This window comes from Polaromonas sp. P1_E1_2, from assembly GCF_056406035.1.
This window is the reverse complement of record NZ_JBFUAZ010000006.1, coordinates 1-20235: the sequence shown is the minus strand read 5'-3', so window position 1 is coordinate 20235 and position 20235 is coordinate 1. Positions and strand designations below refer to the sequence as shown.

Annotated in this window: 21 protein-coding genes and 1 riboswitch; of the genes, 8 read left to right on the top strand and 13 right to left on the bottom strand. The window is 64.7% G+C overall.

Annotated features, from left to right (window positions below; genetic code table 11):
• Window positions 1-55: 55 nt before the first annotated feature.
• The 3 genes from AC1D1P_RS00935 to AC1D1P_RS00925 form a co-directional block, all read right to left on the bottom strand.
• Window positions 56-370, bottom strand: coding sequence for a hypothetical protein (locus AC1D1P_RS00935; RefSeq protein ID WP_477670398.1), 315 nt, complete (start codon window positions 368-370; stop codon window positions 56-58).
• The gene (locus AC1D1P_RS00930) at window positions 371-556 is read right to left on the bottom strand and encodes a DUF1328 family protein (protein WP_457281859.1); all 186 of its coding nucleotides are present in this window, start codon (window positions 554-556) and stop codon (window positions 371-373) included.
• Between the two features lie 271 nt (window positions 557-827).
• Entirely contained in the window at window positions 828-2234 is a 1407-nt protein-coding gene (locus tag AC1D1P_RS00925) for an AsmA family protein (RefSeq protein WP_477670399.1), read from the bottom strand.
• A gap of 118 nt (window positions 2235-2352) precedes the next feature.
• Here AC1D1P_RS00925 and gstA point away from each other — a divergent pair, with 118 nt between their 5' ends.
• Both gstA and AC1D1P_RS00915 read left to right on the top strand, forming a co-directional pair.
• The gene (gstA, locus tag AC1D1P_RS00920) at window positions 2353-2961 is read left to right on the top strand and encodes a glutathione transferase GstA (RefSeq protein ID WP_477670400.1); all 609 of its coding nucleotides are present in this window, start codon (window positions 2353-2355) and stop codon (window positions 2959-2961) included.
• A gap of 378 nt (window positions 2962-3339) precedes the next feature.
• Complete coding sequence (locus AC1D1P_RS00915; protein ID WP_477671820.1) at window positions 3340-4446, top strand: alkene reductase; 1107 nt, start codon at window positions 3340-3342, stop codon at window positions 4444-4446.
• A gap of 57 nt (window positions 4447-4503) precedes the next feature.
• Here the strand turns inward: AC1D1P_RS00915 and thiE are convergent, their stop codons facing one another.
• The 5 genes from thiE to thiC form a co-directional block, all read right to left on the bottom strand.
• Window positions 4504-5148 (bottom strand): thiamine phosphate synthase, encoded by a 645-nt coding sequence (gene thiE / locus AC1D1P_RS00910; RefSeq protein WP_477671819.1) that lies wholly within the window; start codon window positions 5146-5148, stop codon window positions 4504-4506.
• Between the two features lie 11 nt (window positions 5149-5159).
• Window positions 5160-5978, bottom strand: coding sequence for a thiazole synthase (locus tag AC1D1P_RS00905; protein ID WP_477670403.1), 819 nt, complete (start codon window positions 5976-5978; stop codon window positions 5160-5162).
• A gap of 132 nt (window positions 5979-6110) precedes the next feature.
• Window positions 6111-6326 (bottom strand): sulfur carrier protein ThiS, encoded by a 216-nt coding sequence (gene thiS, locus AC1D1P_RS00900; RefSeq protein ID WP_477670404.1) that lies wholly within the window; start codon window positions 6324-6326, stop codon window positions 6111-6113.
• 1 nt (window position 6327) lies between these two features.
• Window positions 6328-7389 carry a glycine oxidase ThiO gene (gene thiO, locus AC1D1P_RS00895; protein ID WP_477671818.1) on the bottom strand — a complete coding sequence of 354 codons (1062 nt, stop codon included), beginning with the start codon at window positions 7387-7389 and terminating at the stop codon, window positions 6328-6330.
• A 23-nt stretch (window positions 7390-7412) separates the two neighbouring features.
• Window positions 7413-9332, bottom strand: coding sequence for a phosphomethylpyrimidine synthase ThiC (thiC, locus tag AC1D1P_RS00890; RefSeq protein ID WP_477671817.1), 1920 nt, complete (start codon window positions 9330-9332; stop codon window positions 7413-7415).
• Window positions 9333-9411: 79 nt separating this feature from the next.
• A riboswitch (TPP riboswitch) is annotated at window positions 9412-9535 on the bottom strand.
• Window positions 9536-9956: 421 nt separating this feature from the next.
• On the opposite strand from thiC, the gene AC1D1P_RS00885 reads away from it, so the two are divergent.
• On the top strand, window positions 9957-10514 hold the full coding sequence (locus AC1D1P_RS00885) for a Spy/CpxP family protein refolding chaperone (RefSeq protein WP_477670406.1): 558 nt from the start codon (window positions 9957-9959) through the stop codon (window positions 10512-10514).
• Window positions 10515-10765: 251 nt separating this feature from the next.
• Entirely contained in the window at window positions 10766-11836 is a 1071-nt protein-coding gene (locus AC1D1P_RS00880) for a flavodoxin family protein (RefSeq protein WP_477671816.1), read from the top strand.
• Window positions 11837-11936: 100 nt separating this feature from the next.
• Here the strand turns inward: AC1D1P_RS00880 and AC1D1P_RS00875 are convergent, their stop codons facing one another.
• On the bottom strand, window positions 11937-12404 hold the full coding sequence (locus AC1D1P_RS00875; RefSeq protein ID WP_477670408.1) for a hypothetical protein: 468 nt from the start codon (window positions 12402-12404) through the stop codon (window positions 11937-11939).
• 84 nt (window positions 12405-12488) lie between these two features.
• Window positions 12489-12791: a hypothetical protein gene (locus tag AC1D1P_RS00870; RefSeq protein ID WP_477670409.1), complete on the bottom strand. Its 303-nt coding sequence runs from the start codon at window positions 12789-12791 to the stop codon at window positions 12489-12491.
• 432 nt (window positions 12792-13223) lie between these two features.
• On the opposite strand from AC1D1P_RS00870, the gene AC1D1P_RS00865 reads away from it, so the two are divergent.
• The 4 genes from AC1D1P_RS00865 to AC1D1P_RS00850 all read left to right on the top strand — a co-directional run bounded on the left by AC1D1P_RS00865 (window position 13224) and on the right by AC1D1P_RS00850 (window position 17583).
• A complete protein-coding gene (locus AC1D1P_RS00865) occupies window positions 13224-14027 on the top strand; it encodes an endonuclease/exonuclease/phosphatase family protein (RefSeq protein WP_477647033.1) in 804 nt (267 codons plus the stop codon).
• A 2-nt stretch (window positions 14028-14029) separates the two neighbouring features.
• Entirely contained in the window at window positions 14030-15307 is a 1278-nt protein-coding gene (clsB, locus tag AC1D1P_RS00860; RefSeq protein ID WP_477671815.1) for a cardiolipin synthase ClsB, read from the top strand.
• Window positions 15308-15314: 7 nt separating this feature from the next.
• Window positions 15315-16346, top strand: a complete 1032-nt coding sequence (locus tag AC1D1P_RS00855; protein WP_477671814.1) for a lysylphosphatidylglycerol synthase domain-containing protein — start codon at window positions 15315-15317, stop codon at window positions 16344-16346.
• Between the two features lie 298 nt (window positions 16347-16644).
• Window positions 16645-17583, top strand: coding sequence for a TIGR03915 family putative DNA repair protein (locus AC1D1P_RS00850; RefSeq protein ID WP_477671813.1), 939 nt, complete (start codon window positions 16645-16647; stop codon window positions 17581-17583).
• A gap of 103 nt (window positions 17584-17686) precedes the next feature.
• On the opposite strand, the gene AC1D1P_RS00845 is transcribed toward AC1D1P_RS00850, so the two are convergent.
• From AC1D1P_RS00845 to AC1D1P_RS00835, 3 genes are all read right to left on the bottom strand, one after another.
• Complete coding sequence (locus tag AC1D1P_RS00845) at window positions 17687-18025, bottom strand: hypothetical protein (protein ID WP_477671812.1); 339 nt, start codon at window positions 18023-18025, stop codon at window positions 17687-17689.
• A gap of 143 nt (window positions 18026-18168) precedes the next feature.
• Window positions 18169-18591, bottom strand: a complete 423-nt coding sequence (locus AC1D1P_RS00840; RefSeq protein WP_477671811.1) for a PPC domain-containing DNA-binding protein — start codon at window positions 18589-18591, stop codon at window positions 18169-18171.
• A gap of 669 nt (window positions 18592-19260) precedes the next feature.
• Window positions 19261-20235: metallophosphoesterase (locus AC1D1P_RS00835; protein ID WP_477671810.1), on the bottom strand; the 975-nt coding region annotated here is incomplete at its 5' end.

Genomic DNA, 20235 nt, shown 5'->3' with positions numbered 1-20235 from the left:
GTGACGTGCAGTAGCGGCAGGGTTTGCAGGGGATGTGTGTCAGGCGGCCGCGCCGTTAGAGACGTGTGCGGTGGCTGACTTCCCGGTTCTCGGCCGGTGCAAACCAGTTTTTGCAGGTCACAAACACAATGCGGGCCGCGCGCTCCAGCACATCGGCAGACGGTGCAGCCGGCCGGCGCGCACGCAGGCGGTTGATCAGTAAAAACTCGGCAATGCTGGCCTGGAAACCCAGCGGCCGTTTGGGCGCCACACCGGCAGAAGGCGCAGGCAGGCGTGCAGCCTCATTGCCCGGCTGCCGCCACGGGTGGAACAGCCGCTGCCGGAACCGCGCGGCCATGGTGCCGGCCGGCATGTCGGTGCTCGCAGCCATCTACTTCAGTGCTTTCTTTGCAGCGCCTACACCCAGCGCAGCCAGCACGATGAAGATAACCGCGAGGATCAGGAACAGGCCGAACAGAATCTTGGCAATACCGGCAGCACCTGCTGCCACACCACCGAAACCGAGGGCAGCGGCAACCAATGAAATCAGCGCAAAAATAATCGCGTACTTGAGCATGATGGCCTCCAGAAAGTAGCCTCTTGCGCGAATGCGCAGGATGAGGCGTTACGGCGTTACGCACGTCATGGGCATCAAAGTGTGAGGTCAAGGTGAGTCAACGCAGCCCATGACCCATAAGCCGATGCTAAAAGCAGGCGGCGATTTTCCGAATCAGCAGCGCCCGCATGGCCCTGTAGGACAAGGGCGCAGCTCAGCGCAACTTCAGAACCGCCAAGGCTTTAAGGGCAAGTAAGCGCTCATTGACGCACCAACCGGGAAGGCGTCCGGCTTATTTGCCAAAGATGCCGCGCAGGCTTTTACCGACCTTTTCGCCCACACCAGCGCCGGCCCCGGTACCCACGCCAGGCAACAGCACGGTGCCGATGGCGGCCCCCAGCAGCGCCGCACGCGACAGCGTGACTTCCGGGTTGTCCAGCGTACCGCCCACCACCAGCGGCACACCCACAGCGCCACCAATGGCACTGCCGATCTTGCTGTCGCCGGCCAGGGTCACACTGACCTGCCCGCTCAGGGCCTTGGCGGACGAGACCGCCACATTGCCGGTGGCGCTCAAGGCCCCGGAGCTCGCCACCAGGTTGGTCAGCTGCGCCGACCGCCCCAGGGTGCTGACCTGCCCGGCCAAGGTATCCAGCCGGGTCTGGCCACCACGGCTCAGCCCCACCGTTTTGACCGCCTTGGCCAGGTCCAGCCCGTTCACCACCGCATCGCGCACCGTGAAGGTGGTGTGGCTCTGCAGCGCATCCACCAGCGCAGCCGTGGTGGCAGCGCGCGCATTGAGCGTGGTCGTGGCGTCAAGCTGGCCGGTCAGGGCCTTGGCGGGCGCCGTCAGCGCAGACACCTCGACACCGCTGGTTTTCAGTTGCCCCTGCAGCACCAGTTCTTCCGCCGAGCGCGCCACCGGCTGCGCCTTCGCGCCCGGCTTGGCGGCTGCCGTTGCTGCTGCGGCCGCCACAAAACCGCGCTGCAGGCCCAGGCGGCCTTCCAGCTTGCCGCCGCCCACCTTCACAAGCAAATCCCACTGGGCGGCACCGCCGGCCTCGCCGGCTTGCGCTTCCACGCGTTGCAGCGTTGCTTCCAGGCCCTGAAGGTTGCCTTCTGTCAATTTGAGCGAAGCGTTCTCCGGCAGGCCGTCGGCGCCCAGGCTGGCCTCGCCCTTGACCGTGGTACGTGCGCCGGTGGTGTTCACCCAGGTGACGTCGTCCAGCACCGTGCGGCGCGGCAACCAGTCAAGCCGGTTCATTTCCGGGCCCGTGTTGGCTGCAGATGCCGGCGCACCCGGCTTGGCGGGCGCGGCCTGCTTCTTCTTTTGCAGCAACAGGAGCAGCGCATCAATGCCCTGCTGCGGCAACACCGCCCGGCGCACCCGCAGGGTGGCCACTTCCAGGCGCCCCTGCAACAGCGGGCGCCACTCGGGCCGCACTTCCACGCGCTCCAGCGTCAGCGGCGGCTTGCTTTGCACGGAAATGCCGCTCAGCGCCACAGCGGGCAAAGGCCAGATGTCCACCGCCACCCGGTCCAGGGTCATGGGAACGCCCAGCGCGGCCGACGCCTCCCGCTCAACGCGCTGGCGGAAGTCGTCCGTGCTGACCCAGCGGTGCAAGGTGTAGGCCACCACGGCCAGAAGCACCATCAAGCCGAGGGCCAGGAACACCAGCCATTTGAAAAGTTTTGCCATGCGGCTATTGTGGCGCGCCGGCCAGCAATAATCCGCCGTTCCGGCTAGCATCAGGGGCTGTGCGACATTCCCGCCACACTCCCGCCGCACTTTGCTACCCCACAAAGGACAAGACACCATGAAACTTTACTACTCCCCCGGCACCTGCTCCCTGTCACCCCACATCACGCTGCACGAGTCGGGCCTGAAGTTCGAGCATGTGCTGGCGCCCACCAAAACCCACCAGCTGGAAGACGGCACCGACTACTACACCATCAACCCGCTGGGTTATGTCCCGCTGCTGGAGCTGGACGACGGCACGCGCATCGCCGAAGGCCCGGCCATCGTGCAGTACATCGCCGACCAGGTGCCGGAGAAGAAACTCGCACCCGCCAACGGCACGCTGGAGCGCTACAAGCTGCAGTCGTGGCTGACTTTTGTCGGCACCGAACTGCACAAGGGCTTCAGCCCGCTGTTCAATGCCGCCACACCGGCCGACTACAAGACTATCGTCATCGACAAGCTGCTGTCGCGCTTCAAGTGGGTGGACAGCCAGCTTGCCGGCAAGCAGTACCTGATGGGCGATGCCTTCAGCGTGGCCGACCCCTACCTCTTCACTGTGACCAACTGGGCGCCGCGGGTGGGGGTGGATATTTCGGGGTTTGCGAACATTGCTGCGTTTCGTGAGCGTGTGGCGGCACGCCCCTCTGTTCAGGCGGCGATGAAGCATGAGGGATTGCTGAAATAAGTGACGCCTCCCGGACGCTGATCGCAGTTTGCGTTCCGGGGCCGGGGTTGCCGGCGGCAACTCACTTTCTTTTGCTTCGCCAAAAGAAAGTAAGCAAAGAAAAGGTGACCCTGGTTCCTGCGTCCCTCCGCTTCGCTGCGGGCAACCTGCGGTGCTCGGTCCAGCCGGGGTCAAAAACAACTCGCTTCGCTCAGACAAGTTTTTGCCCTGATCCGTCTGGCCCTCCGCTCCTCGGCGCATCCACAAGGGGCGAGCGGAATCGGAAGCGGGGACAAGTAGTTGCAATAGCACGATTCAAGCAACCCGTGTTGGGCAAGCCAATCGAAACAGGGCCAAACTGGCCCTGTTTTCATTCAAGCCTCCATTCAGGATCTCTTCATGCCCACCCTATTCGACTCCAACAAAGCCGGTGACCTGGCCCTTGCCAACCGCATCGTGATGGCGCCGCTCACACGCAACCGCTCACCCAACGCCATCCCGACTGACATCGCGCAGATTTACTACGGCCAGCGCGCCAGCGCCGGGCTGCTGATCACCGAGGCCACGGCCGTCAGCCATCAGGGCCAGGGCTATGCCGACGTGCCGGGCCTGTACGGCAGCGAGCAGCTCGACGCCTGGAAGGAAGTGACCCGTGCAGTACATGCCAAGGGGGGCAAGATCGTTGTGCAGCTCTGGCATGTGGGCCGTGTGTCGCACACCAAGCTGCAGCCTGAGGGCGGCAAGCCGGTCGCGCCTTCGGCCATCACCGCCAAGACCAAGACGGTGCTGATCGAGGACGGCGTGCCGACCTTTGTTGAAACCTCTGAACCGCGCGCGCTCACGGCAGCAGAAATCCCTGGCATCGTGCACACCTKTGCGGCAGCGGCGCGTAACGCCGTCGAGACGGCCGGTTTTGACGGCGTCGAGATCCACGGCGCCAACGGCTACCTGCTCGACCAGTTCCTCAAAGACGGCAGCAACAAGCGCACCGACGACTACGGCGGCAGCATCGAAAACCGCGCCCGCCTGCTGCTGGAAATCACGCGAGCTGTCACGGACGCGGTAGGCGGCGGCAAAACCGGCATTCGCCTGTCGCCCGTCACACCCGCCAACGACGTGCATGACAGCAACCCGCAGCCGCTGTTTGACTACGTGGTCAAGCAGCTTGCCACACTCAATCTCGCCTACATCCACATCATCGAAGGCGCCACCGGCGGCCCGCGCGAAATCGACGACCGCCCGTTCGACTACAAGGCACTCAAGGCCGCCTACCGTCAGGCCGGCGGCAAGGGCGCATGGATGGTCAACAACGGCTACGACCAGGCCCTGGCTGAAAAAGCTGTCGCCAACGGCGCCGACCTGGTCGCCTTCGGCAAGCCCTACATAGCCAACCCGGACCTGGTGGAGCGGCTGCGCGCTGGCGCACCGCTCAATATCCCCGACAAGGCCACCTTCTACGGCGGCCGCGAAAAGGGCTACACAGACTATCCAGCGCTATCAAATTAATAGCTTCTCGCGCCCGTTCAGATTGCCTGAACGGGCCTTTTCATCCATGAACCCGATCTAGGCCCGGTTCGGTGCCGCCAGGCGCAGGCCGTGCAGCGCGGCTTCCTGCGGGTCGGCGGCCAGCGTCACCGCGCTCACCACAGCCACACCGCCCACGCCGCAGTCCATCACGCCGGCGATGCGGTCCAGCGAGATGCCGCCTATMGCCACCACCGGGTAGGGCGAGGCCCGCAGGGCCCAGTCGCGCAGCTGCTCCAGCCCCACCGGCTCATAAGGCATGACCTTGAGCGTCGTCGGGTAGACAGGGCCGATGGCCAGATAAGACGGCTGCACCGCATGCGCGCGCGCAAGTTCAGCCGGTGTGTGGGTGCTCAGGCCCAGCCGCACACCGCCGGTGCGCAGCGCATCCAGGTTGGCCGTGTCCAGGTCTTCCTGGCCCAGGTGCACCCCGTAGGCGCCGAAATCCAGGGCCAGCTTCCAGTGGTCGTTGATGAAAACCTGCGCGCCCTTGATGCCGCGCCCTGCTTCAATCGCCGCCTGTACTTCGGCAGCAATTTCCCCCGGCGTGTGGTCCGCCGCCTTGATGCGCAGCTGGACAGTGCGCACGCCCCAGCCCAGCAGACGTTTGATCCAGGCCGCATCGGGCACCACAGGGTAAAAACCAATCGGGCCGGTCAATGGGGCAAAGGCGGGTGTTTTCATCGGAAGTCCAGTCAGGGTGCGTGCCAGAAGGGTACGCCGACCGTCGGCGTGGAAGCCTGCGCGGCCGCGCGCTCCGGCATGGGGGTTGACTCATAGGCGGCGCGGCCGGCAGCCACGCCGTCGGCAAACGCCCGCGCCATACGCACCGGGTCGCCGGCCTGCGCCACCGCGGTGTTCAGCAGCACCGCATCAAAGCCCAGCTCCATCACCGCCGCGGCATGCGAAGGCCGGCCGATGCCGGCATCCACCACCAGCACCGCATCGGGCAGGCGGCGGCGCATGGTTTCCAGCGCATAAGGGTTCAACGGCCCGCGGCCCGTGCCGATGGGCGCGGCCCAGGGCATCACGGCCGCGCAGCCCGCGTCGCGCAGGCGCTGGGCTATCACCAGGTCATCCGTCGTGTAGGCAAAGACGGCGAAGCCCTCTTTGGCCAGCACCGTTGCGGCGTGCAGGGTGGCGTGCGTATCGGGCTGCAAGGTGTAGTCGTCGCCGATCACCTCCAGCTTGATCCAGGTCGTGCCAAAAATCTCGCGCGCCATCTGCGCCAGCGTGATCGCTTCCTCGGCGCTGTGGCAGCCCGCCGTATTGGGCAGGATGTGGCAACCCAGCGCCTGGATGCGCTGCCAGAAGCTGTTGCCCCCGCCGCTTTCCGGCTGCAGGCGGCGCAGGCCCACCGTCAGCACTTCGCACCCGCTGGCACGCACCGCGTCGCTCATCACCTGCGGCGAGGGGTAATGCGAAGTGCCAAGGAAGAAGCGGCTGGACAAAGTCTTGCCACCGACCGTCAGGGGCTGGCCGTGGGCAATAGAAGGTAACGCAGATGTTGTCATATCAAGCGTTCCGCAAAAGTATCGCGATGCCAGCAGACGCCGCGGAACTGGCTCCGCCAGGCCGCTGGTGTCGCCCCCTGCAAGGGGGGAAGGTGCTACACGCAGTGAGCATCCGACGGGGGTGTGCCATTTCTAGCCTCCGGTGATAGGCGTGACCACGTCGACGCGGTCGCCGTCTTGCAGCGCACGCTCCGGCCACTGCGGCCGCGGCACAAACCCGTTGTTGATGGCGCAGGCAAAGGCGCTCTTGAAGTCGTAGCCCCGCGCCTGCAGCAAAGCCTGCAGTGTTGACGCATCGGTTTCCATGCGTTCGCCGTTCAAAGAGATCTGCAATGTTGTCGTCGTCATGTCATTCATTCTCCGTACCCAGGAGTTTATGGACAAGCCCGTCCACCAGCGCGGGYGCACACAGATAACCATGCCGGTACAAGCCATTGATATGCCAGACACCGTTGCGCAGCGCAATCGCCGGCCGGTGGTCGTCCAGCGCGGGCCGCAGCGCAGCCGCCAGGCGCAGCACCCTGGCCTCGCCAAACGCCGGGTGCAGGCTGTGCAGCGCACTGGCGAGCTCGAGCGTGGAGCGCAAGGTCACCGGCCCGCTGTCTTCCGACTCCAGCTCGGTCGCGCCGACGACAAAGCGGTGGCCGGGCCGTGGCGCCACATACAGCTGGTAGCGCGGATGCATCAGACGCACCGGGCGCTGCAACGTCACGCCGGCGCATTCCACCGTCAGCACCTCGCCGCGCACGCCGCGCAGCTGCGGCCAGCCTTCCTTCGCACCCACACCGCGTGCGTCCACCGCAATATCCACACGATGAGTTTGCCCAGCGCAGACGATGCGCGCCTCTTCCACGGCGTTGACCGCCTGACCTTCGAGCCAGGTGCCGCCCAGCCTGTCGATCTCCACCGCCAGCGCGGCCATCCACTGGTCATTGGCCAGCTGGCCTTCGCCCTCCAGCAACAAGCCGCCGCCAAAGCGCCCGGCAAATGCCGGCTCGGCCCGGCCCAGCGCAGCGGCATCAAGCGCCTGTACCTGCGCGCGTGACGCATCAGGCAGCTTGTGCATCAGCAGGCGGGTGAAATGTTCCAGCGAACTCTGGTCGGGCGCATGGGCCACCACCAGCGTACCTTCGCGCCGGAAATACACCGGCAAGCCACTCGACTCCAGCTCGGCAATCCACTCCGGCCACAGCTGCATGGAGCGCTGGCCCAGGGCAAACACGGCCTCGTCCGCCACCGCCAGTTCCGCCAGCGGCGACAGCATGGCCGCCGCCGTCATCGAGGCCGTGGCCAGATCGTCACGCGCCCGCGCATCGAACAGGCTGACGCGGCAGCCTGCACGCAGCAGGCGCCAGGCCAGCGTGCGGCCGGCCAGGCCCGCGCCCGCAATACCGATGTGCAAAGTGCTCATGTCAGGGACGGCTCCGAAACAACTCAGGAATAGATCTCGCTCCCGCCTTCGCGGAACTCCTTGGCCTTTTCCTCAAAGCCGGTGGCGATCTGCTTGATGGGAATTGTCGTGGCGGCCGGCGCCAGCGTGGTGCTGGCCGGGTTGAGCCGCGCAAACTCGCGCACCTCCTGCGAGATTTTCATCGAGCAGAACTTGGGCCCGCACATCGAACAGAAATGCGCCACCTTGGCGTTCTCTTTGGGCAGCGTTTCGTCGTGATAAGCCATCGCCGTGTCGGGGTCGATCGCCAGGCGGAACTGGTCTTCCCAGCGGAACTCAAAGCGCGCTTTCGACACCGCGTTGTCCCACATCTGCGCGCCCGGGTAGCCCTTGGCCAGGTCGCCCGCATGCGCGGCGATCTTGTAGGCGATCAGGCCCTGCTTCACATCGTCGCGGTTCGGCAGGCCCAAATGCTCTTTCGGCGTCACGTAGCACAGCATGGCCGTGCCGTACCAGCCGATGTTGGCTGCGCCCATGGCAGAAGAGATGTGGTCATAACCCGGCGAGATGTCGGTGATCAGCGGGCCCAGCGTGTAGAAAGGCGCTTCAAAACAAGCTTCAAGCTGCTTGTCTACGTTTTCTTTCACCAGCTGCAGCGGCACGTGGCCCGGGCCTTCAATCATCACCTGCACATCGTGCTTCCAGGCGATCTGCGTGAGCTCGCCCAGCGTGTGCAGCTCGGCAAACTGCGCTTCGTCGTTCGCATCGRCAATCGAGCCGGGGCGCAAGCCATCACCCAGCGAGAAGCACACGTCATACGCCTTCATGATCTCGCAGATCTCGTCAAAGCGTTCGTACAAAAAGCTTTCCTTGTGATGCGACAAACACCACTTGGCCATGATGGAGCCGCCACGCGAGACGATGCCCGTCAGGCGATTCGCCGTGAGCGGCACATAGGCCAGGCGCACGCCGGCGTGGATGGTGAAGTAGTCAACGCCCTGCTCCGCCTGCTCGATCAGCGTGTCGCGGAAGATTTCCCAGGTCAGGTCTTCGGCCTTGCCGTTGACTTTTTCCAGCGCCTGGTAGATCGGCACCGTGCCGATGGGCACCGGCGAGTTGCGCAAAATCCATTCGCGCGTTTCATGGATGTTCTCACCCGTCGACAAGTCCATCACGGTGTCTGCGCCCCAGCGAATCGACCAGACCAGCTTGTCGACTTCTTCCTCAATGCTCGAGGTGACCGCCGAGTTGCCGATGTTGGCATTGACCTTGATCAGGAAGTTGCGACCGATGATCATCGGTTCGCTCTCGGGGTGGTTGATGTTGTTCGGGATGACGGCGCGGCCGCGCGCCACTTCGTCGCGCACAAACTCGGCCGTGATCTGCTCCGGAATCGCGGCGTTGAAGGAATGCCCTTTTTTCGGCATGCGTTCGGTGGCCAGGCGCTCGGCCAGTTGCGCGCGCACCAGGTTTTCGCGCACCGCGATGTATTCCATCTCGGGGGTGATGATGCCTTTGCGCGCGTAATGCATTTGCGACACATTGGCGCCGGCCTTGGCGCGGCGCGGCACGGGCGCATGCGCCATGCGCAGCGCGGCCAGGGCCGGGTCGTTCAGGCGCTCACGGCCGTAGGCGCTGCTGATGCCGGGCAGGGCTTCAGTGTCCTGGCGCTCGTTGATCCAGGCGCCGCGCAAAGGCGGCAGGCCACGCGTGATGTCGATCGGCGAAGCCGGGTCGGTGTAGACACCCGAGGCGTCATACAAACGCAGCGGCGGGTTGGCTTCGCGGCGCGGCTCCCCGGCGCCTTCGTGCACCAGCGTGTCGGTCAGCGTGACTTCACGGAACGGAACGCGAATGTCGGGGCGCGAGCCTTCGATGTAAATCTTGGCGGAGCCCGGAAATGGCGCGCGCGTGATGCGACTGGTGAGGTCTTGGGTGTCAACGGTGAGTCGGGTTTTGGCCATGTGGTTCTCCAGAAGGTGGGGTGCCTGCTGGGGAGCCGGGGGTCCATCGGTGGCACCTGGTGTGCCGCTGCGGAGTTCCGGAGCCAATTGCGTTGTTCCCTACGCGGGGATAATCCCGATCAGGTTCAGCGGGTCTCGCATACTGCGATCTCAGCCTCGAAAGCCTCCTCACGGAAACATCCTTGGCACCCCGACAAGCTGGTGCCATTGTAGGCACCCCGGACGGCGATGGCAATTGACCGCAGTCAAGAAGGAAGTCCCCCTGTTGGGGCTCACTGCGTGTAGCCCCCTCTCCCCCTGCGGGGGACGAGCGCCTCGCGGCCGGCAAAGCCGGACCGCGGCCCCCGCTTGAATCGCCTTTTGAGGCTACAGCTCCCTGCTCTGAAAGGCCAAGCCAACGGGGGCCGCGGAACTGGCTTTGCCAGGCCGCAGGCGCCGTCCCCTGCAAGGGGAAAAAGCACTACACGAAGTGAGGGCTGATAGGGGTGTATCCACGGCTTATCTTTACCTTTCGGCAACGGCAGGGAAACAGACGGCCCGCACACTTGCTTTCAACCTGAAGCCAAAAGCCGTATGTCACGACTCGATGGAACTCAGGCATCTTCTCCTGAAAGGAAGTTCCTCATGAAATTCGCATTCAACCGCTCCGCTTCCCTCAACAGCCTCGTACTCGCCGGCTTGCTGGCAACGGTAGGTGCCGGTGCCATGGCACAAACGCCTCCCGCACCACCCGCCGGATCGCCGCCCGCCGCAGGCAAGCCTGCCGGCCCCCATGGCGATCGCATGGGCCGCCACGACCCCGCCAAGATGCAGGCCATGATCGCCAAGCACCAGGCCGAGCTCAAAGCCAAACTCAAGCTCACGCCCGCCCAGGAAGGCGCGTGGACCGCTTACACCGCTTCCATGCAGCCGCCCGCCCAYGGAGCACGCCCCACGCCGGAGCAACGCGCCGAGTTCGACAAGCTGACCACGCCCCAGCGCATCGACAAGATGAAGGAAATGCGCACCCAGCGCATGGCCGAGATGAACACGGCGATGGACAAGCGCGGTGAAGCCACCAAGACCTTCTACGCGGCGCTCACACCCGAGCAGCAAAAAACCTTTGATACCGAGCACAAAAAGCACGGCATGCGCCATGGCGGCCCTCGCGGTCAAGGTGGCCCCGCCCCGCAAAAGGGTTGATCCATAACCGCGACACGCTGAACTGAAGCGCGCCAGGCCCGCACGGCAGCCCCAACGGCTGCGTGCGGGCTTTTTTGCGGCCAGCCCACATTCCGCATTAGCTATTATTTTGATAGCTGCTTGCGCAGATTGCATATGGCTTAAAGGCCATTTTTACCAAAAAAAGCGGCTCGCCAGACGGTACCGAAAACCCGCGTAGGACGGCATCGAAACCCCCGGTTCAAGCCCTGCAGCGTCACTAGACTCGGCAGATGACCACGGTACGCAAAGGCCAGGCACCGGCCGTCCTCTCACGCGACGCGTTCCATGAACGCTTTATGCAATCTTTTGTCGACCCGGCCTTCCGGCAGGAAGACGAAGCCCTGGCCCGGATCGAAAGCGTGGCCTGGGACGCCTACCAGGAGGGCCGCAAGGCGCCCCACACACGCAAGGCCGGCGAGGAATTTGCCGACCCCGACTACGACCTGTCCGTCGAATGGCTGGAAACCCGCGAACGCCTGGCCAAAGCGCAGGCGGCCTGGAAAGACCCGGCCACACCCTCACGCGTGCTGCTGGTGTGCGGCTCCGCCCGCAACGACGGCACCTGCCCCGGTGAAATCTCCAAGACCTGGCGCCTGCTCAACAGCGCGAAGACCACACTCCAGGAAGCGGGCATGCATCCCGATGTGCTGGACCTCAGCCTGCTCACCTCCAGCTACAACCTTCACATCCACCCCTGCAAAGGCTGCGTGTCCACCGCCATGCCGCTGTGCCACTGGCCCTGCAGCTGCTACCCCAACCATTCATTGGGGCAAACCAGCGACTGGATGGCCGAGATCTACGAACGCTGGACGGCCGCGCATGCCGTCATCATCCTCACGCCCGTCTACTGGTACCAGTCACCCAGCCCGCTCAAGCTCATGATCGACCGCCTGGTGTGTGCCGACGGCGGCAACCCCGACCCCACCACCACCCACGGCAAAAAGCCCGAGGAAGCCAAGGCGCTGGAGATGAAAGGCTGGGACTATCCCAAGCACCTGGCAGGCCGCGCGTATGGCGTCGTGGTGCATGGCGACGTGGCCGGGATCGAAGGCACACGCCGCGGCCTGTGCGACTGGCTGGACTGGATGGGCCTGATTGATGCCGGCAGCCCGGCCCGGCTGGACCGCTACATCGGCTACTACGAACCCTATGCCACCAGCCACGACACGCTGGACGCAGACAAAGCCCTGATGGAAGAAGTCCGCAACGTGGCCAGGGCTGTAGCCACCGCAGTCACCGAACTCCGGGCCGGGAAGCTACCCCAGCCCGGCAGGGGCTTGCCGCAGCCCCGGCCCAAATAAACGCAGGCGTGAAAAAAAGCCGGGCGYAGGTAAAAACCTGTGCCCGGCTTTGTGGCGATGCAACCACCTTGCGGCAATTACACGCGCACCTTGCCCGCCTTTACTTCGAAGTGCCGCCGACGGCCGCATCACCCTGAACACTGCCCTGGACACGGGCACTGCCCGCAGCGTTATCCAGTTTGTTGTAGGTGCGCTTGGCGCCGCTCTTCACGGCGTTGCCGGTGCGGGCTACAGCCCGTCCGGTGCTGCGGGCGGTGTTGTCCACTGCAGCGGCGGCCCTGCTGCCTGCGGAGGTATCACCCTGGGCCGAGCCGGAAACATTGGCGCCGGCACCGAGCCTGCCGCTGGAAGATCCCGAGGGCCCGCTGGAGTCCGAGCTGGCGCCTGCCGCGGCATTCGCGCGAACGCCAGCGTCGATATTGGTGTTCTGGCCGGCCGAGACGCCGACCCCAACACCGGTGCCGACGCCCACACCGAGGCCCTGTGCAAAGGCGCCGGCAGAGCCGAACAACGCGGCTGCGGTCAACGCAGCGGCCGCAGGAATGGAACGCATAAAGTACTTGGACATATCAAACTCCTTCAAAAGGGTGATGGCAACGCGTCAGCGCACCTTCACACCGAAACTGTCATGGCGCCAAGGTAGCGCCTGGCCTTACTTGCTGGTACCGCCCGAATCCGTGGGGGCAGCGCCTGCAGTGGCGGCTTTGCTCTTGCGTGCAGCCCGTTTGGCTGCCTTGGCCTGCTTCTTGTCGGACTTCGCCGCCTGTTTTTCGGATTTGGCGGCGTCACGCTGCTCAGGCGTTTTGGCGGTTGCACCGGTGGAAACCGAGCCCGAGCTGTCGCTCGGTTTGCCCGCAGGATCGGTCTGCGCGTGTGCGGCTGCGCCAAACATCAGTGCGGCCGTCATGGCAGCTGCAAGGGAAAGGGTCTTCATGGAAGAGGGGGTTTTGAACATGGGAGTAGTTCCTTGGGTTGTGCTCGTAGGCTGGGTTGAAAAAACACGCCTGCCACTTCATCGGGCTAACGTTGAATTCAATCTAGCGGGCCGGGCCCGTCTGCCTTATCGGAGAGGCCCCCCGCGCCATGTAGGACACTGCGCCCGCGGGCTGTGGCCAAAGACACGTCCCAGGCGCTTGCGTACGCCGCGCCCTGCCGCAAATAAGTTACTGTCCTACAGTCACTCCCAGGGCGCAGAATAACAATGGGTGCCAAGGCCTGTCCTGCGCCCTTTCCGCCTGCCTGTCTGGGCCTACTCGCTTATCTCTCTATGCCGACTTCCACACCCGAATCCCCTTCGCCATCGCCTTCTTCAGCTTCGCGCCGCGGGCCCGACGCCCTGTCTGTCGCCGTACCCACCCGCTCTCCCGAAGCCGCAACGCCGATCGACATGGAAGCCGTCGAGGCCGACACGCAGACGGCGCTTGCAGCAGTCAGCGCCGACTCGTCGTTCTCGTTCAAGGTGCTCACGGTCAACATCCACAAGGGCTTTACCTTTTTCAACCGCAAATTCATCCTGCCCGAGCTGCGCGAAGCCGTTCGCGGCGTCGGGGCGGACGTGGTGTTCCTGCAGGAAGTGACGGGCAACCACGTCAAGCACCAGGACAAGTTCGACAACTACCCTGAAACCCCGCACTACGAATTCCTGGCCGACACCATCTGGCCGCAGTTCGCCTACGGCCGCAACGCGGTCTACACCAACGGGCACCACGGCAATGCCGTGTTGTCCAAGTTCCCCATCGTGCGTTTTGAAAACCTCGACGTGTCCATCAGCGGGCCCGAGCGCCGCGGGCTGCTGCATTGCGAACTGCAGATACCCGGCCGCAGCGTGAACGTGCACGCCGTCTGCGTGCACCTGGGCCTCATGGAAGCGCACCGCGAGCAGCAAATGGACATGCTGTGCGAACTGGTGCGCAACAACATTCCGCCGCATGCGCCCGTCGTGGTGGCCGGGGACTTCAACGACTGGCGGCACCGCGCCCATGCCCGGCTGGAAAAAGGCGCCGAGCTGCATGAGGTGTTTGTGCAGGCCAACGGCAAGGCGGCGCGCACCTTTCCCGCACGCCTGCCCCTGCTGCGGCTGGACCGCATCTATGTGCGCAACGCCATCGGCCACGCGCCGGTGGTGCTGCCGCTGCGGCCTTGGTCGCATTTGTCAGATCACGCGCCTCTCGCGGCAGAAATCGAGCTCTGAACATGAGTCGTTGGGTAAGCGGCAACCAGTTTCAGCTGCTTGAAAACGGCGAGGAGTTTTTCCCGCGCGTCTTTGAGTGCATTGCTGCGGCCAGGCGCGAGGTGGTGGTGGAGACCTTCATCCTGTTTGAAGACAAGGTCGGTGAAGAGCTGCACGCGGCCCTGCACCAGGCGGCGCGGCGCGGCGTGCAGATCGACCTGACGATTGACGGCTACGGCTCTCCGGACCTGTCACCTGAATTCATTTCGACCCTGACGCGGGCCGGCGTGCGCGTGCATGTGTTTGACCCGGGGCCCAGGCTGTGGGGCTGGCGCACCAACCTGTTTCGCCGCATGCACCGCAAGATTGTGGTCGTCGATGGCGAACGTGCTTTCGTCGGCGGCATCAACTATTCGGCGGACCACCTGGCCGACTTCGGCCCGCAGGCCAAGCAGGACTATGCCGTCGAGATCGAAGGCCCCCTCGTGGCCGACATCCACAGCTTTGTGCGCAGGGCCCTGGCGGCGGGCCAGCGCAATGCCGGCGCCGGCGGCGAAGCGCCCACGGGCTTGCGTGAACGGTTTTCCGAACGCGCCCGTTCCGTGGCCGGCACATGGCGCAGGGACGACGTGCCCGCGCCGGCGGGCGACGCCGCGGCGCTTTTTGTCACGCGCGACAACCGCAAACACACCAACGACATCGAGCGCCACTACCGCGCCGCCATCCGCACGGCGCGCCAGCGTGTCGTGATCGCCAACGCGTATTTTTTTCCCGGTTACCGGCTGCTCAGGGAAATGCGCCACGCCGCGCGGCGCGGTGTGGACGTGCACCTCATCCTGCAGGGCGAGCCCGACATGGCGATCGTCAAGACCGCCGCCAGCATGCTCTACCACCACCTGCTGGACGCGGGTGTGCGCATTTACGAATACTGCGACCGGCCCCTGCATGGCAAAGTGGCCGTGATCGACGACGAATGGGCCACTGTGGGCTCCAGCAACCTGGACCCACTCAGCCTGGCGCTCAACCTCGAGGCCAACGTCATGATCCGCGACCGCACCTTCAACAACGACCTGGGTTCGCGGCTGGACCACCTGATGCAGCACAGCTGCAAACAGATAGGCCGCCAGGACCTGGTGAAGCCCACGTGGTGGCGCACGCTGCGCAGCTACTTTGTCTTTCACCTGCTGCGCCGCTACCCCGCCTGGGCCGGCTGGCTGCCGGCGCACGCGCCGCGCATCACGCCCGCCCAAGCAGCCGCGCCAGAGGAACGCGAGCCGCCGCCCCAGGCCAAACCCATTTGAGCGCGTGATGGCCGAAAGCCGCACCTTGCCCACGCCCCATCCCCCCCGTCCGCCCGGCGAGGCGCGCAGCGGCAAGCCCCAGCCCGCCGCGCCGAAGAAAAAGGCCTGGTGGCCATGGCTCAGGCACGGTGCCACCGCCGCGTTCTTTCTGCTCATCGCCAGCCTGCTGTTCTCGCAGGCCCGCAAGATTGAATGGTCCCAGGTCCTCACCGCGCTGGAGGACTACCCCCTCACCGCCGCCTGGGGCGCCGTGCTGCTGGCCGTGGCCAGCTTCACGCTTTACAGCACCTTCGACCTGCTGGGCCGCCACTACACCCGCCACCCGCTACGCGCCCCCACCGTGATGGCGGTGACCTTCGTCAGCTACGCCTTCAACCTCAACCTCGGCTCCCTCGTGGGCGGCGTGGCTTTTCGTTACCGCCTTTACTCCCGCCTGGGCCTGGGCAACGGCGCCATCACCCGCATCATGTCGCTGAGCATGCTGACCAACTGGATGGGGTACCTGCTGCTCGCCGGCACGGTGTTTGCCTTGCAGCCGCCCACCCTGCCCCTGGACTGGCCTGTCACCACCAACTCCCTGCGTCTGATCRGTGCGGTGCTGCTGGCCGTTGTCGCGGGTTATCTCGGCATTTGCGCGTTTTCCCGCCGGCGCATGCTGCGGCTGCGCGGCCATGAGGTGGTGTTGCCCTCCGTGCGGCTGGCCGGCCTGCAGCTGCTGATGGGCGCCGGCAACTGGCTCATCATGTCCGGCATTATTTTCATCCTGCTGCAGCACCGCATCGAGTTTTCCGCCGTCGTCAGCGTGCTGCTGCTGGCGGCCATCGCCGGCGTGATCACCCACGTGCCGGCCGGCCTCGGCGTGCTGGAGGCCGTGTTCGTCGCCCTGCTGTCGCACGAGATGCCGCAGTACGAACTGCTGGCCGCGCTGGTGGCTTACCGCGTGATCTATTACCTGGTGCCGCTGACCGTGGCGGTTGTGGCGTATCTCGCCATGGAAACCCACGCCAAAAAGCTGCGGCGGGCCCACAAAAACCGCTGACGCCCCCCGTCCAGGTCAAAAAGCGCACGCTGCAGCACGTTTGGCACCGTTGCCGCCAGCCACGCCCTTTTGGGCTGATTTCAGCCTGATTTAGGCGACAAAGCCACAAAAGGCCCGGGATTTTTGCCTCACTTTCACACCTGAATCACCAAAACACTGTATATTAATACAGTGAATTCCGGCTTTCTGTCCTGGCAATGCGCCGCCCGCACCCAGGAAGACGGCTCTTTTGCCTACACCCGCCGCGGTGGCCGCCGCCGCACCATGGGTGCTTGAATCGTGAAGAAAGGATGTGTCCATGGGCGTGATGAATGACCTGCTGACGAACGACCTCTTTCCACAAGCCATGTTGCCTGTCACGCTGCAGGGGCAGACGGACCTTGAGGGCTTTCGCCGTGCCGCACGCGGCCTGCTGGCACAGAACATCCTGCCCGGGCAAGTCATCTGGCATTGCAGCACCACGCCCGCTGAAGGCGTGCCGCCCACCGGCACGGCGCAGAGCCCCGCACTCAGCGACGCACCCACCGTCGCCGTCCCACCCGAATTTCTTACCCTGTGCCAGGCCGTGATCCTGCACAACAACCCGCAGCGCTTCAGCCTGCTCTACCGCCTGCTGTGGCGCCTGGTGCATGAGCCCGAACTGCGGCACAACCAGCTCGACGCCGACATGGCGCTCGCCCGGCAGATGGCCGAAGAGGTGCGCCATGACATGCAGAAAATGAAAGCCCAGCTGCGCTTTCACTCGGTGCAGGACGACACCTTCAAAACCCGCCCGCAAGGCGGCCCGCTGCACGTGGCCTGGTTCGAGCCGGAACACCACATCGTTGAAGCCGTGGCGCCGCTGTTTGCCCGCCGCTTTGCCCACATGCGCTGGGCCATCCTCACGCCTCAATGCAGTGTCGAGTCCGACTACCTGGGCCCGCAGGCTTCCGGCCACGGCCGGCACGCTGCGCCGGTGTTGCCCCCGGAAGAAGTACGACCAGGCCACAAGCCGGCCGACGCCCCGGCGTCCCTGCGCTTTGGCCCCGCCGCCGACAGGCAGACAGCCCCCTCACCCGACGCCAGCGAACAGCGCTGGCTCACGCAGTACGAACAGGTCTTTCATCCCGCACGCCTGCGGCGCCGGATGATGCAGAAAGATTCGCCGCAGCGTTATTACCGCAAAAACCGCAGCTCGGCCGGCGCCCGCAAGGTGCGCACACCGAAGGCTGCCGCCGGTCAGTCACTATCAATTTAATAGCTGCTTGCGCTTRTCCCTRTTGGGYCAGGGCGKYATTTGGCATTCATCCYTGATGCCACGCCATACCGCTCACGGGCTATAAACAGGCAGAAAATCCGCCTCAGGGCCTGGCAAGCGGGGGCCGCGTTGGCGCATTCGGCGGGGGCAATACCACATCACGGCCGTCGTTGCCCGGTGGCGTCACCGGGCGGATGGTCGAGTCACGCGGATCCGGCGGTGGGAGCGGCGCTTCGGGTTCAGACGCCCGGCGCGCCGGGTTGCGGTTCAGCGGATTCCTCAAGGGCGCCGTCGGCACTGCGGTATCGGGTGCTTCAGCTGGCTGTGTGGTCTGCGATGTCTGCGCTACCGCCCGCGGCCCTGTGAAAAGCGTCAATGCCAGTGCCAACACAGCGCCCGGCAGGGCGACGGAAGCGACGGAAAAGCGTGGTTGTTTCAACATGAACATGCCTCCTTGATGGTGGGTGCTGGTAGGTTGCGTGCATGGTAGTGCGTTAACACCACTCTACGCCTGTCCTCCACGCCCGCCATGGCCATGACGCCAGCACGGCTGTCAGGGCCGGCCTACAGACGCAGCCCCTGCTTTCAAGACCAGGGCGTTGCCGGCTTCGCCACCAGCTCCTTGAAGCCGGTCCGAGTGTCATGCTCACGCGCAAACACCCAGCCCTGCAACGACACCAGCACAATTTCAGCGGTCGTCCGCACAATGCAACCCGGCATCACATGGCCTCCACACATTTCTCCCCGCGCATTGGCCACACTGGCATGCAGGTGCGCGCCGTCAGGGCTCAACGTGCCCGACAGCGTGATCAGTTCCAGCGGTTCCACCAACACCGTTCCCTGCGGCTCGGCCGCATAGCGCAGCACGGCACGGGAGAGGCTTCCCACCGCAGAGATGACGCAAGCCGCGCGGGTGTTCTGCTCGGCCTGCAGCTGGGCGAATGCTGCGTCCAGGGCTGTTCGCAGGTCGTCGCCTGGGTTCAGGCGGAGAGTTAGGGTTTGGGGCATGGGTGGAGGGTAGACGATGTTGCTGTTGTTGTTCAAGCGGGGCGGACTTTGCTGAGGGTGGCTGGCCGGGGGTTGCCCGGCATGCAAGTAACTTTCTTTTGCTTCGCCAAAAGAAAGTCGCCAAAGAAAAGGCGACCCTGCTGTCTGCGACCCTACGCTTCGCTACGGGCAACCTGCGGTGCTCGGTCCAGGCGGGGTCTCGCTCGAACTCGCCTTCGGCTCAGACAATCGCGATCCCTGATCCGCCTGAACCTGTGCTCCTCGGCGCAGACAGAAGGGGCTATCGGGAGCGGGGACCGAAGACAAAGACAAATACCAACTCCAATACCAACAAGGACACGCCATGGCGWGTCCTTGTTTCTTCMGGTATTCGGGGTCTTGTCTTCGGCTGTTTGGTATTCCTGTCTCCACCCCCCTTGTGGATGCGYCGAGGAGCGGAGGTCCAGACGGATCAGGGCAAAAACTTGTCTGAGCGAAGCGAGTTGTTTTTGACCCCGGCTGGACCGAGCACCGCAGGTTGCCCGCAGCGAAGCGAAGGGACGCAGGAACCAGGGTCGCCTTTCTTTTGCTTACTTTTCTTTGGCGAAGCAAAGAAAAGTGAGTTGCATGCCGGGCAACCCCCGGCCAGCAACACTCAGCAAAGTACGCACCCATCAAATCAACACAACCTCACCCAACCACCAACCTCAAAAAAGTAATCTCCGAAGGCGCCCCAAACCGTTTGGGCGGCCCCCAGTACCCCGTCCCGCGGCTCGTATAAACCCACAGGTTCTGCAGCTTGTGCAAGCCCGCCGTAAACGGCTGCTGAAACCGCACAAACAGGTTCCACGGATAAAACTGTCCGCCATGCGTATGGCCCGACAGCTGCAGGTCAAAGCCGGCTTTGGCTGCCGCCGCCGCACTGCGCGGCTGGTGCGCCAGCAGCACGCGCACAGCCTCCGCCGGCGCACCACGCAGAGCCGCCTCCGGGTCACTGCGATGAGCTGGGTCAAAATGCCCACCGCTGTAGTCCGTCACACCCGCCAGCACCAGCGGCGTGGCGTCCTGGCCTGCAGCAAGAAGAGGCGGGCGAATCACCACGTGCTGGTTCAGCAGCACCGTCAGGCCCAGCCGGCGCAGCTCGTCAATCCACGCATGCGCGCCCGAGTAGTACTCGTGGTTGCCCGTTACAAAATACGTGCCGTGGCGCGACTGCAGTTCTGCCAGCGGCGCGACGTGCGAGGCCAGCTCGCTCACCTTGCCGTCCACCAGGTCGCCCGTAATGGCCACCACATCGGCATCCAGTGCATTGACCTTGTCGACAATGCGGCGCAAATACGCCTGCTTGATGGTCGGCCCCACATGGATGTCGCTGATTTGCGCTACGGTAAACCCCTGCAGCGCAGCGGGCAGGCCCTTGATGGGCACGTCCACCTTCACCACGGCAGCCGTACGGCGCGCATTCAGAAAACCCAGCACGGTGATCAGCCCGCCCAGCAGCGGCACCGCCTCGGCCGACACCGTGCGCAGCCACGCCAGCGGCAGGTGGCCGGGCGCCACGGCATCGGCCAGCCACAGCACCAGCAGGGCCGCGTCACGCGCCACCGTCAACACCAGCAGCGAAGAAAACAGGCCCATGAAAAGCAGGCCCGCCCAGGTCAGCAC

Bases quoted from the DNA above. Each gene is read 5' to 3' on its own strand.
- AC1D1P_RS00935 (WP_477670398.1), bottom strand. From the start codon at position 370: ATGGCTGCGAGCACCGACATGCCGGCCGGCACCATGGCCGCGCGGTTC.
- AC1D1P_RS00930 (WP_457281859.1), bottom strand. From the start codon at position 556: ATGCTCAAGTACGCGATTATTTTTGCGCTGATTTCATTGGTTGCCGCT.
- AC1D1P_RS00925 (WP_477670399.1), bottom strand. From the start codon at position 2,234: ATGGCAAAACTTTTCAAATGGCTGGTGTTCCTGGCCCTCGGCTTGATG.
- gstA (WP_477670400.1), top strand. From the start codon at position 2,353: ATGAAACTTTACTACTCCCCCGGCACCTGCTCCCTGTCACCCCACATC.
- AC1D1P_RS00905 (WP_477670403.1), bottom strand. From the start codon at position 5,978: ATGACAACATCTGCGTTACCTTCTATTGCCCACGGCCAGCCCCTGACG.
- thiS (WP_477670404.1), bottom strand. From the start codon at position 6,326: ATGACGACGACAACATTGCAGATCTCTTTGAACGGCGAACGCATGGAA.
- AC1D1P_RS00880 (WP_477671816.1), top strand. From the start codon at position 10,766: ATGACCACGGTACGCAAAGGCCAGGCACCGGCCGTCCTCTCACGCGAC.
- AC1D1P_RS00875 (WP_477670408.1), bottom strand. From the start codon at position 12,404: ATGTCCAAGTACTTTATGCGTTCCATTCCTGCGGCCGCTGCGTTGACC.
- AC1D1P_RS00870 (WP_477670409.1), bottom strand. From the start codon at position 12,791: ATGTTCAAAACCCCCTCTTCCATGAAGACCCTTTCCCTTGCAGCTGCC.
- AC1D1P_RS00865 (WP_477647033.1), top strand. From the start codon at position 13,224: ATGGAAGCCGTCGAGGCCGACACGCAGACGGCGCTTGCAGCAGTCAGC.
- clsB (WP_477671815.1), top strand. From the start codon at position 14,030: ATGAGTCGTTGGGTAAGCGGCAACCAGTTTCAGCTGCTTGAAAACGGC.
- AC1D1P_RS00850 (WP_477671813.1), top strand. From the start codon at position 16,645: ATGGGCGTGATGAATGACCTGCTGACGAACGACCTCTTTCCACAAGCC.
- AC1D1P_RS00845 (WP_477671812.1), bottom strand. From the start codon at position 18,025: ATGTTGAAACAACCACGCTTTTCCGTCGCTTCCGTCGCCCTGCCGGGC.
- AC1D1P_RS00840 (WP_477671811.1), bottom strand. From the start codon at position 18,591: ATGCCCCAAACCCTAACTCTCCGCCTGAACCCAGGCGACGACCTGCGA.